5 protein-coding genes are annotated in these 12,589 nt (G+C 72.8%); 4 read left to right on the plus strand and 1 reads right to left on the minus strand.

Going from position 1 to position 12,589, the window contains the following annotated elements:
* Positions 1–23: 23 nt before the first annotated feature.
* Entirely contained in the window at positions 24–6,722 is a 6,699-nt protein-coding gene (locus AC07C1_RS03660) for an SDR family NAD(P)-dependent oxidoreductase (RefSeq protein ID WP_478936674.1), read from the plus strand.
* Between the two features lie 76 nt (positions 6,723–6,798).
* Here AC07C1_RS03660 and AC07C1_RS03665 read toward each other — a convergent pair whose 3' ends face one another.
* Positions 6,799–8,370 (minus strand): IucA/IucC family protein, encoded by a 1,572-nt coding sequence (locus AC07C1_RS03665; RefSeq protein ID WP_478937217.1) that lies wholly within the window; start codon positions 8,368–8,370, stop codon positions 6,799–6,801.
* A gap of 258 nt (positions 8,371–8,628) precedes the next feature.
* On the opposite strand from AC07C1_RS03665, the gene AC07C1_RS03670 reads away from it, so the two are divergent.
* From AC07C1_RS03670 to AC07C1_RS03680, 3 genes are all read left to right on the plus strand, one after another.
* Complete coding sequence (locus AC07C1_RS03670; RefSeq protein WP_478936675.1) at positions 8,629–10,140, plus strand: IucA/IucC family protein; 1,512 nt, start codon at positions 8,629–8,631, stop codon at positions 10,138–10,140.
* 106 nt (positions 10,141–10,246) lie between these two features.
* The gene (locus AC07C1_RS03675; protein WP_478936676.1) at positions 10,247–11,788 is read left to right on the plus strand and encodes a hypothetical protein; all 1,542 of its coding nucleotides are present in this window, start codon (positions 10,247–10,249) and stop codon (positions 11,786–11,788) included.
* A 40-nt stretch (positions 11,789–11,828) separates the two neighbouring features.
* The gene (locus AC07C1_RS03680) at positions 11,829–12,572 is read left to right on the plus strand and encodes an NUDIX hydrolase (RefSeq protein WP_478936677.1); all 744 of its coding nucleotides are present in this window, start codon (positions 11,829–11,831) and stop codon (positions 12,570–12,572) included.
* Positions 12,573–12,589 lie beyond the last annotated feature (17 nt).

The raw sequence follows: 12,589 nt of genomic DNA on the forward strand, positions 1-12,589 counted from the left end.
AGAGTGCAGGCAGGGAGAGGCAGATGGAACCAGACAGGGAATCGACCGGGCAGACCCCGGCCGGCGCTGACGAACTTCGGGCAACCCTGCGCACGCTCATCACCGAGACCTGCGGCATCCCGGAGGATCAACTCGACGACACCCGCCCCCTGGTGGAGCACGGTCTCAGCTCGCGTGCCGCCGTCGGCCTGACCGGACGTCTGGAGCGCGCACTCGGCCGGCCCCTGCCGGCCACCCTGCTGTGGGAGCAGCCGACCGTCGAACGACTCGTGCGGCACCTGAGCGCGACCCGGCAGCTCGCGCCGGAGGCCCGGCCGGAACGCCGGGAGCACGCCGCGCCCCGCGACTCGCGCGAGACCGCTGCCTCCACCACCGGCGCAGACAGCGACGGACCGGCCCCGGGTGTCTGCCCCATCGCCGTGATCGGCATCGGCTGCCGCCTTCCCGGTGGTGTCAACGGACCCGAGGAGTTCTTCAAGCGTCTCCTGTCGGGCAGCGACCTCGTCGGCCACGTACCCGGCAGACGCCGGCGGGACTTCGCCACCGCCCCCGGCGCGCCGGCCGAACGGGCCACCCGCCACGGGGCCTTCCTCGACGACATCGAGGCCTTCGACGCCGGCCACTTCGGCATCACCCCGCGCGAAGCCGACGTCATGGACCCCCAGCAACGCCTGCTGCTGGAAGTCGCCTCCGAAGCACTGGACCATGCCGGACGCCCCGCCTACAGCCTCGAAGGCAGCGACACCGGAGTGTTCGTCGGCATCAGCGCGGTGGAATACGGCCAGCTGACCACCGCGGACCCCGCACGCCTGACCCCGTGGACCAGTACCGGGGCCGCCGGCAGCATCATCGCCAACCGGCTGTCCTACGTGTTCGACCTGCACGGTCCGAGCCTGACCATCGACACGGCCTGCTCCTCGTCCCTCGTGGCGGTGCACCAGGCATGCCGGAGCCTGGGCAGCGGTGAATGCGACACCGCGCTGGCGGCGGGCGTCAACGTCCTGCTCTCACCGGTGGTCACGGCGTCGATGGGGCAGATGGGGGCGCTCGCCGCGGACGGACGCTGCAAGCCGTTCGACGCGTTGGCGAACGGTATCGTCCGGGGCGAGGGCTGTGGCGTCGTCGTACTGAAACGACTGGCCGACGCCCAGTGCGACGGCGACCGGATCCTGGCCGTCATCAAAGGCACAGCCGTCAACTCCGACGGCCGTTCGGCGGGGCTGATGGCCCCCAACCCCGCCGCTCAGGAGCGCCTGTTGCGCAGTGCGCTCGGCAACGCGCAGGTCGACGCCGCCGACATCGACTACGTCGAGGCACACGGCACCGGGACACTGCTGGGAGACCCCATGGAGGCAGCCTCCCTGGGAGCCGTCCTCGGCCGTGGCAGACCGGCCGACCAGCCACTGCTGATCGGCTCCGTGAAGAGCAACCTGGGCCACCTGGAAGGCGCCGCGGGCATCATCGGACTGATCAAGACGGTCCTGGCACTGCACCATCGGCGCATCCCGCAAAGCCTGCACTTCCACAGGCCCAACCCGCACATCGACTTCCGCGCACTGTGCCTGCGCGTCGTCACGGAGCCCACTGCCTGGCCCCGGCGAGACCACCCGCCGCGGGCCGGCGTATCGGCGTTCGGCTTCGGTGGCACCAACGCGCACGTCCTCCTCGAACACGCGCCCGCGAGCCCACCCGGCGGCCTCTCCGCAAGCGGCGACGCCCGGGCGGAACGCCCGCACGCACTGGTCGTCTCGGCCCGCTCCCCGCAGCGCATCGGCGACGTCGCGGCCGGCCTGGCCCGGCAGACGGCGCTCGAGGACGCGCCGGCGCTGAAAGACCTCGCGCACACCCTGGCCCGGCACCGCAGGGGCCCGGCGTGCGCCGCCGTCGTCGCACGCACCCACCAGGAGGCGGCCGCCCAGCTTGCCGCCCTGGCCAGGGGCGAGGAGGCCCCCGGCCTCCTGCCGCCCTGCACCGACAACCCCGCCGGCCGGTCGTCCAGCACCCGCCGCCCCGTATTCGTCTTCTCCGGCCACGGCTCGCAGTGGCCGGGCATGGGTCTGCGCCTGCTACAGGACGACCCCTTCTTCGCCGCCGCAGTGGACGAACTGGACTGCGCCTACCGGGAACAGACCGGCGTCCCGCTGCGGGACATGTTCAGCCGGCTCGACGCCGGCAGCGGCTTCGAGAGCCTCCAGCCCACGCTGTTCGGGATGCACATCGCCCTGGCCCGCACCCTGCAGGCCTACGGCGTGCACCCTGCCGCCGTCATCGGCCACTCGATGGGAGAAGTCAGCGCCGCCGTCATCGCGGGAGCCCTCGACCCGGCCGACGGCCTGCAGGTCATCCTCAGCCGGTCGGCGGGACTGGCCACCCTGGACACCGAAGGCGCCGGCGCGATGGCCGCCGTGGAGCTGGCCGACGAGGACCGCGCGGAGGTTCTGTCGCGCTTTCCCGGTGTGGAGATCGCCGTGGACTCCTCCCCGCGCCGGTGCACGGTCGCCGGACCCGCACACACCGTGCGGCAACTGGTCGACGCACTCGTCGCCGACGGCCGTTTCGCGCGGCTTCTGGACATCGGGGCAGCGGGACACACCCCCGCGGTCGACCACCTCCTGCCCCAGGTGCGGCAGACCCTGGGCGGACTGAGCCCTCGTCCGGCCGACATCGCCTGGTACAGCACCGTGCTCGACGACCCACGAGCCGACGTGGCCGCGGACGCCGCGTACTGGTGCGCCAATCTGCGCCGTCCCGTACGCCTGCACCAGGCGGTCGCCGCCGCCGCGGCCGACGGCCACGAAATCTTCCTGGAGGTCTCACCCCGCCCCATCGCCCTCATTGCCCTCGGCGAAACCCTGCAGACGGCGGCGAACGCCTCCGCGACCCTCGCCATGCCCACGCTGCGCAAGCGCGGTGACGAAGCAGTCGACCTGCGCACGGCACTGACCCGGCTGCACTTCGCCGGGGCGCCGGTGGACGAGAACCGCCTGTGGCCCCGGGGCACGCGGATCTCGCTGCCCAGCCCCGTCTGGCGCCACGAGCGCCACTGGTTCGGCCGCCGCGGCCCGGCAACCGGTGGCGGTGCGTCCCGCACCGCGTTGGGCCGTCGGATCGACGACCCACGCTCGGGCGCCGTGCTGTGGCAGACGGACCTCGGCACCGGCGAGGCGCGGGCCGCCGGACGCCACCTCCACGGCCGGCCCGTCCTGGACCTGCCCGCAGCCGCCGCGCTCATGATCACGGCGGCCCAGGACATCCACGGGCGGGACTGCGCCGACGGCCTGCGCATGGAGGAGCTCGCCGTCCACCGGTGGCTGCCGCTCGCCAGCAGTACACCCGTCACCCTCACCTGGGAGCCCATGGACTCCCACGCGGCCGTCGCCGTCAACGCCCGGTCCGCGGACGGCACCTGGCACTGCTACGCATCGGCACGGATGCACATCGGCCTCGCCCCGTTCAAGGACGAGACAGCCGACACCCCGCCCACCGTCGTGACTCACTGGAGCCCCGCCACACCGGAGGAACCACGCCCGCGCTCGTACGAGGAACTCCTCACCGCCCTCCTGTACGCGCCGGCCGAGAACGGCGCGGCCATCTCGGCGAGCGAGGCCACCTCCGACGACTCCCGCACCGAGAACGTCCCCGCCCTCGTGCGGAGCCTGCGGATCGAAAGCCTCACCGAAATCGGCACGTCCTACACGGTCCAGGCCTTTTCTCAAAGCGGTGATCACGGCCTGAGCTGGACAGTCGTGGCCGGCGCGGCACCATCGAGGATCACCGCGACAGGCCTGCAGTTCGGTCCGGCCTCGCGTTACGACGTCCCCAAACCCCTGGAAGCGTTCACCTACGAGATCGAGTGGCAGAAGTCACCCGTTCCGCTCCCCGGTCGGCTCGGCAGCGCCCTGCTCCTGGTCGACGAGTCGGCAGCCGGCCCGGACAGCACCCTTGCCACCGCCCTCGGCACGGCGCTGGAGGCGCGGAACGTGTCCGCCACCACCGAGGCCGCCGCGGCGGCCGGCGCCGGGCAGCTGGTCGACCACTGGCTGCGAAAGACCGCGCCGGAGGAGCCCAGGGCGGTCGTGCTGCTGCTCACCCGCCCGGCCGGGACCCATGACCTGACGGCTCTGCACACCGCCGCACAGATCGCCCGTCACCTCGCCTCCCGCCCCGGCGGAGTGCAGCCGCCCCGGCTGTGGCTGGTGACCGAGCGTGCCCGCTGCGCGGCGCCCGGCGAATCCGGCCGGCCGGACCTGGCCTGCCTGCGTGGCCTGGTGCGTACCCTCGCCATCGAGGAGCCCTCCCTGCGAGTCTGCCTGCTCGACATCGACACCCACCCGGAAGCCGTCGACAACCTCGTGCAGGAACTGCTCGGCAACAGCACCGAGGACGAGGTCGTCTGGAGGGCCGGAACCCGCCTCGTCGCCCGTCTGACCGCCGCCGACCTGTCGGGACAGCAGTACGAGGCACCGTTCGTCCGCGGCAACGGCGCCTACGTCGTCACCGGCGGCCTCGCCGGTCTCGGCCTCGAAACGGCCCGCCGCCTCGCCGAACAGGGGGCCGGCCGCCTCGTACTCAACGGCAGGCGGCCCCCCACCCCTGAAGCCGAGGCGGTCATCACCCGGCTCGGCGCCTGCGGAACCTCCGTCGCCGTGGTGCGAGGAGACATCGCCGACCCCGACGTCGCCGAGCGCCTGGTGCAGGCCGCGCTCAGCGAGGGACACACCTTGCGTGGAGTCGCCCACTGCGCGGGCGTGCTGCACGACCGCATGATCACCGACCTGGAGAGCACCGATCTCGACACCGTGCTGCGGCCCAAGGTCATCGGCACGCTCAACCTCGAGGCCGCCCTGGCCGACCACGACATCGACTGGTGGGTGTTCTACAGTTCGGCGGCAGCCCTGCTCGGCTCGCCCGGGCAGGCCGCACACGCGTCCGCCAACGCCTGGCTGGACGCGATGGCGCAACGCCGCAGGGCGGAAGGCAAGCCCGCCACGTCCATCGCCTGGGGCCCCTGGCGTGACGTCGGTGCCGTCGCCGACGATCGCGTTCTGGCCCTGGACTCCCTCACCGTGGAGGAGGGACTGGATGCCCTGCAGACACTCGTCGCCCACAACCGCACGCACACCGGCGTCCTCCATCTGGATGCCCCGCGCCTCCTGGAGGCCTTCCCCGGTTTTTCGGACATTCCCTTCTTCTCCCACAGCCTCCGAACCGCCGACCTGTCCCCGGAGGACTGGAAGGGCCCCGCCGACATCGGCTCCCTCGGTGCCGAAGCGGCGAACAAGGTGCTCCAGCGCCTGGCCAAACGCACCGCCGTCATCATGGGCTTCAGCGCGTCGGGCCTCGACGCGGCCGTGCCGCTGCCACAGCTCGGCCTGGACTCGCTGATGGCGGTCCGCATCCGGAACGCCGTCCAGCAGGACTTCGCCGTCGACCTGCCCCCGGACCTCATGCTGCGCGGCGCCACCCTCCGCGAGGTCGGCGACACCGTCCTGCAAGCGCTCGGACTCCGACGGGACACGGCGGACACAGCCGCACCACCGGCACGGCTCGACGCAGCGGACACAGCCGAAGCCCACACACCCCACGCGGCCGGAGCCGACGCGGCCGGCGACACCACGCCACCCAACCCGCCCTCCGTCACGCTGCCGTCCACCATCCAGCCGCGCGACGCCGCCGAACGCCTGGTGGCCGGCGCCTGGGCGGAGGTCCTGCGGCAGCCCCCCATCGACGTCCGCGCCGACTTCGTCGAGGCCGGTGGCGACCAGCGCGCGGCCGAAGAGCTCGTCGCCATCGTCCGCCGCCGCCTGGGCGGCGCCCAGCTGGACCTCACCGCCCCGGCCGTCCTGGAGCAGCGCACCGTCGCCGCCATCGCGGAGCTGATCCGCCCGGCCGTCAACCCGGCCGGCGACCGGGTGGTCAACGTCCTGCGTCCGCCCCGAACAGGCTCATCCGGGCCTGCGCTGTTCGCCTTCCATCCAGGCGGCGGTCCCACGTCCGTCTACCTGCCCCTGATCCAACTCCTGCCGTCGGACCAGGCCGTGTACGGAATGGAACGGCTGGACGCGCTGGGCACCGTGGAGGAGAAGGCCGCCCACTACATCACTCTGATCAGGGAACTCCAGCCGCAAGGCCCCTATCGGCTCCTGGGCTGGTCCTTCGGCGGCTGCCTCGCCTACGAGACGGCGCAGCAGCTGACGGACGCCGGGGAAGCCATCGACTTCCTCGGTCTCATCGACACCATCCTCCCCGCGTCCGTGCCGGACCAGAGCTCGTCTCAGGTGCTGCTCGAACGCTTCGGCCGCTTCGTCGAGTACATCGCGAAGACCTACGGCCACCGCGTGGAGCTGCCCTACGAGGAACTGGCGGTCACCCCCGAGGAGGAGCAGATCGATGTCGTCATGCGCCTGGTGGCCGAGTCCGGTCTCGACATGAGCCCGGGGATCATGGCGCACCAGCGGACGTCCTACATCGACGCCCGGGCCGGCGAGCGCTACCGGCCCCGCCCCTACCACGGCCACGCGGTGCTCTACCGTGCCCGGCAGGCCCACCAGCTCATCACCGCGCTCGACCCGCGCTATCTGAGGACGGACGCCGACCTCGGCTGGGCGTCGCTGTGTCCGAGCCTCGAAGTGGTTCCCGTCGACGGCGACCACCTTTCCCTCATCGACCCGCCCCACGTCACCACGATCGCCGACCACCTCCGGGAGTCCTTCGGAGCGTGACCGCGAAGCAGGTATCGAACAGCGGTCACGCCGCGCAACACACCGGCCGGCGTATGCGCTCCGCCGGGTGCGCCGCTCAGTGCCGCCGGGTGCCCCCGCTCGTCTGCGGCGCCGTCGTGGCCGGTCGCGCGGTTCCCCGCAGCCCTTCGGGGCGCTTGAGCAACGGGTTCGGCAGGGGCAGATAGCGAGCCGCCGCACCGTCCGCCCCGGTCCAGCGCAGGAGCAGGTTCGTCTTGCCGGGCAGCGTGGGCGCGGTGAGCAGGGAGCGGATCTCCGGCAGGTCGTGCCGGGCGAGTTCGCGGCGGGCGGCGGGCCACGGGTCGAGGCCGGGATGGTGTTCGGCGAGGGCACCGGCGATCTCGCCGAGGTGGTTGACGACCAGGCAGTACACCAGCCGCTCCCAGCCGGCGGCACGGGAGACGTCCGGCAGCAGCTTGGCGCCCTCGGCGTCCCGGAACAGCGCCTGGACGGGCGTACCGTCCGCGTCCACGGCGACGAGGGTGTTCTGCAGGTGGGCCTCCAGGACGACCCCGTGGTCGTCGAAGGCGGTCAGGGCCGGTGGGACCACGTGCCGCAGGTAGGCCTCCCACCAGGCCGCCGGATCCGCCGCTGCGGCCAGCGGGCTGCCGTCGAAGCCCTCGGCGAGGCCAGCGGCGAGCAGCGGGGTGGCGCCCGGGAGCAGATGGCCGCGCAGGCCGTCGCGGACGAGGACGGCCAGTTCCTCGAAGGCGAAGACGGCGGTGCGGTAGCCGCGATCGCTCAGCCAGGCCGCGGGCGGGCCCATCGCCGCGAACGCGTACCCGGCGGCCTGGTCGGTGCGGCGCAGCCGGTGCAGGTCGTGGCGCCACAGGCGGCGGATGTCGTTGGTGATGCGCACGTCCAGGCTGAACTTCAGGAACAGGTCGCGCCGGGGCTCGTACACCGTGCGCACCGCCGCCGTCGGCCAGGTGTCGAAGGCGGTCGTGCCGAGCCGGAGCAGGCGGCCGTCGGCGAAGGCCGGGGCCAGGTCGCGGGCGACGAGGTCGAGCTGCCAGGGATGGGCGGGCAGCAGCCGGTACCCGGGCGGGGCGGCGCCGAGGGCGTCCAGGGCGCGGGTGTCGCCCTCCTCGGCCACCTGGTCCTCGCGGACCCCGAGCAGCACGAGTGGGAAGCGGGCATGGGCCTCGGGGGCGTACGGCAGCCAGGACGCGACCGGGCCGCCGCCGCGCGCCTTGGGCGCCGGGTGGTAGGGGTGGCCGGTGAGCAGGGACTGCTCGGAGCGCAGGTACGGGTCCGCGGGCGCCGCCGCCTGCTCGCGCGCGGTGAGCAGGGCGGCGACGGCGTCCCGGCTGTCGATCATCTCGGCGGGCAGGTCTCCGCCCGGCAGCCCGGTGTGCCGGCGCAGCTCGTCGGCGACCAGTTTGACCAGTTCGGTGTGGCCGACCGGGTGCCAGGCCCCGGCCCGGCGTACCTCGGGGCCGGCGGGGCGCCGCCCGGCGCGCACGCGCAGCAGCCGGCCGCTGGGCAGCCGGTGCACACGGCGTTCCCCGCCGTCCGGGAGGGGTTCGGCCACCTCGCGCAGCAGGCAGTTGAGCAGGGGCGCGGCCGCGTACGCGTCGGCACGGCGGCCGACGGCGCCGGTCGGGAGTGTGAGGTCCACGCGATCCATTCGTTCTTCGTCCAGGGGTCCGAACGCTTCGTCCAGGGCCGGGCAGGGCATCCCGTACGTCCGTGCGGCACGTCGTCCGTCGCGCACGCCGTCCCGCACGTCGTCCATGTCGCACGCCGTCGGTCCCGCACGTCGTCCGGGTGCCGGTCGTGATCAGTATGTCTGTCGTCCGTGACAATCGTGCCCTGTGTCCTGGGCACCCGTGCGCTGTGCCCCCGTGCCCCATGCCCCGTGCCCCGCGTTTCCGAGGAGCCGACCGTGTACCGACCCCCCACCGCCGAGGCCGAGGTCGCCGAGGAGCTGGCCGCGGTCCGGCCCGCCCTGCTGCCCCGGTACGCGGCTCAGCTACCGGGCGCGCGCGCCGCCGTGCTGACCCGGCTGTGGCGAGCGCTCGCCCACGAGCCGCTGCCGTGGATCACCAGCCGGGCGCGGGGCGCGGACAGCCTCGCCCTGCGGCTGGCCAACGGGCGGACGCTGCACGGACCGCACGCGGACCCGTACGCCACGAGCGCGTACGTCACCGGGGTCCGTCTCGACCGGGAGCGGTACGACGATCCGGCGCGCCTCATGACCGACCTCGCGGTGCCGAACGCGTCCGGTTTCGCGACCGAACTGGGGCACAGCGTGGCCTCGTTGGCGCTGTCGCGGGCCGGCGCGGATCACCCGAAGGAGTGGCCGGAGCACGACTGGGAGTGGGAGCAGCGGGTGGTGGACGGGCATCCGTTCCACCCCAACTGCCGCTCTCGGCCGGGGTTCTCGGTGGCGGAGCAACTGGCGTACGGCCCGGAGCACCGGCCGGTGGTGGAGCTGGTGACTGTGCCGGTGCCGGCTGCCGAGTGCCTGGTGGCCGGTGACTGGCCGGAGGAACTCGTGGACGGTGAGCGGCTGTTGCTGCCGGTGCATCCGTGGCAGGCGGCGCACGTCCTCGAGCGGCCGTACACCCCGTGGCGTCCGGCCCATCCGCTGATGTCCCTGCGGACCCTCGCGCTGCCCGGCGGTCCGCAGGTGAAGACCGCGCTGAGCGCCCGGCTGACCTCATCGGTGCGGAACATCTCCGGGTACTCGGTGCGGGCCGCCGCGCCGCTGTCCTCGCTCGCCGAGGAGCTGGCGGCGCGCACCGACGGTCTGCTGCACATCACCCGCACGCTGGGCGCGGTGACGGCCCACTCCCCCGACCTGGCCGCACTGTTGCGGGAGTCGCCCGAGGTGTACGCGGCGGCGGGCGAACGTGTCCTCCCGGTGGCCGCCCTCGCCACCACGGCCCTGCCCGACTCCCCCGCCTGGCTGGCCGCGTTCACCCGCCTGGCGCTCACGGTGGGTCTGCGCCTGCTCGACCTCGGCGTGGCCCTGGAGGCCCACGGCCAGAACCTGCTGGTCGTCCTGTCCGGCGACGGCACGCCCCGGCGCCTGGTCTACCGTGACCTGGCCGACATCCGGATCAGCCCCGCCCGCCTGACCCGTCACGGCATCACCCGGCCCGCCCTGGCGGGCCGCCTCGTCACCGACGACGAGACCACCCTGCGCCGCAAGCTGTTCGGCTCGCTGGTGGCAGGAGCGCTGGCGGGCACGGCAGGCTCGGGGCCGGCCCTCGGCGCGGCTCTCGAGGCGGCGGAACGGGATCTGCCGCACACGCCAGACCTGGTCGCGCTGTACGAGGAGCCGCTACCCGCCAAGGCCCTGACGCTGATGCGGATGTCACCCGGGCACACCGGGGACCTCTGGACGGCCCTGCCCCATCCCTGCTCGACCCGGTTTCCGCTACGGAGCTGATTTCGCGTCATTTTGGGTGGCCGAAAACAGCGTTGGCCGCACCGTGACCGTCCGGCGGTGTACCCCTGAGGAGTCAGCCCGGACACCAGAGCCTCGAGAGCAGCAGATGACTGACGTCGACCACAGTGACAGCCTGATGTCGCCGATCCAGCCCGAACAGCTGGAACCGGGCGCCGTGATCGCACAGTCACTGGACAACCAGTGGGTCCCCGCACAGCTCACCAAGGACATGATCGAGCGCGGTCGCTCCTTGGACCAGGTCGGCCGCCAACGCGTCCGGGAGGTGCGGGCCGAGTACTTCCGCAGCCTCATCAACGCCAGCCAAGTCGTGATCAATCGCGCTTACTTCTACAACAACGACGCGATCAGCCGCGACCTCATGGAGGAGGGGGAGGCGCGGACGGCGCACCGCAAGCTCCTCGCCTCGGGAGCGATCGTGCCCTTCCTCCTGGGTGAGCGGCACCCGGCGGAGGAACCGCCCGCCCACCTCCATCTGCGCCGCGACGGGTTCACCGCCTGGCAGGAGACGCTGGCGGGCATGCCCGCAGGCGACCGGGTGCGCTGTGTGCGCATGTCGTGGGACGACTCTCCGGGCGACCAGGAGAACCGGGACCGCGCCATGATCCGGCTCTACCAGCCGTTCACCGAGAAGGTCCAGGGGCTCACCGCCAAGGACATCGACGTGCTCGCCGCCCAGGTGGGAGTGGCCCGCGAGGACGCGGACCGGTTCGGCGAACGGCTCGGCGAGGTGGTCGGTTTCAGCAACGGCCTCCGCGTGCGCAGGCAACCGGTCGTCCGCAACACCCTGTACGAGGAGTTCGTGTCCGTTCCGGGGACGAACGTGGCGGAGGGCAGGTACGACCGCGACAAGCCCTTCGCGGCGGAGATCAAGCAGCTGCTGGACCTGATCTACAACGTCAACCTGGCCGACGCCCTGGGGCGTTACCCGCTCACTCCGGTCGGCAGCCTGCGGCGGGTGGTGCTGCAGGAGGCCCGCGAGGCCAGGGCCACCACCGCCGGCGTCGTCGAGGATCCGGAGCGGCTGCTGACGTTCCTGCGGCAGCAGACCTTCGCGGCCGTACAGGACCATCTGACGCCCGATGCGGTGAGCGCCCTGAGCCTGCACGACATCTGGCGGCTGCGGCAGACCCCCGCCTGGAACGCCTACATCCAGGCGTTCGGCGCGCTGACCGCCGCTCCGGAGGCGTTCCACGACGGTGTCGGGCGGGTCTTCGACTGCTATGTGCGGCTCAACTCGGAGATCCTCGAGCTGGCGCGGGAGCGCCGGCAGGCCCGGCCGACCGCCTGGCGCCCGGTGGTCGAGGTCGTCGTCACCGTGGGCGCGGCCGTGTTCACGGCGGTGAGCGGTAACGACATCTGGGAAGTGGCCGGTTCCGTGCTGCCGCTCACGGTGAGCGGCTCGCTGACCGGTTCGGTGCAGTTGGTGCTGCGCAACCGCATGGCCGGACGGCAGGAACAGAGATTCGCCCGCGAGATAGCCACCGTACGGCTGGCGAGTGAACGAGAATGGTCACAGTTCCACGACCTGGTGCGACGGCTGCCCGGTTACCGGGACACGGTGGGCCCGGCCCCGACGGGCAGAGCCTCGGCGACCACTCAGGACAACGAAGACCTGCCCGAATACTGAACCGCCCGGAGAACCCCTTGCACAGCCTGCCGAGCGCCCGATGAATCGGTACGACGCCCTGCGCCGGGACGCCCCGGAGTGGTTCCGCGACGATCCCGAGGGGATCCGGATCCTCACGGATCCGGCGCTGATCCGCGATGCCCGGCGTCAGGCGACCACGGCTCGCTACAGCGGCCACCGCGGTGTGTTCGGGGCCCTGCGGGCACGGTTGCGGGCCGCGCTGCGGCCGGTGCCGGCGGGTGTGCTGTCGGCCGGCCGCTACCTGTGGCACCTGCGTGATCCGGTGCGCTTCCCCGACGGCCGCCTCGGTCTGTACGACCGTATCCTGCCGCCCCCGGGCTCCTCTCCCGGCGTGGTCGTCCTGCCACTGGTCGGCCCCGAGGGAAGGGTGGTGCTGATCGAGCACTACCGGCACGCCACCCGGAGCCGGCACTGGGAGGTGGTCCGGGGCTTCGGGGAGCCGGGGGCCACGCCTGCGGAGAACGTCGGCCGGGAGCTGCGGGAGGAGATCGCCGCCACGCCGACGGCGGTGATCCCCCTCGGCGAGCTGCACCCCGACACCGGTCTGCTCGCCCACAAGGTCGCCCTTTACGCGGCGCGCGTGGACGGCATCGGTGAGGTCGAGAAGGGCGAGGCGATCCGCCGGGCGATCACGGTGACGCCGGCCGAGGCGGAGGAGATGGTGGCCGACGGGCGGATCACCGACGGTTTCTCCATCGCCGCGCTGTACCGGGCCCGTCTGGTGGGCATGTTCGGGGCGGGGGCGTCGGGCTGCGGAGCGTGACCGCGGCAGCCCACCCC

The organism is Streptomyces sp. NPDC045022 (assembly GCF_056432605.1).

Bases quoted from the DNA above. Each gene is read 5' to 3' on its own strand.
- AC07C1_RS03660 (WP_478936674.1), top strand. From the start codon at position 24: ATGGAACCAGACAGGGAATCGACCGGGCAGACCCCGGCCGGCGCTGAC.
- AC07C1_RS03665 (WP_478937217.1), bottom strand. From the start codon at position 8,370: ATGGATCGCGTGGACCTCACACTCCCGACCGGCGCCGTCGGCCGCCGT.
- AC07C1_RS03675 (WP_478936676.1), top strand. From the start codon at position 10,247: ATGACTGACGTCGACCACAGTGACAGCCTGATGTCGCCGATCCAGCCC.
- AC07C1_RS03680 (WP_478936677.1), top strand. From the start codon at position 11,829: ATGAATCGGTACGACGCCCTGCGCCGGGACGCCCCGGAGTGGTTCCGC.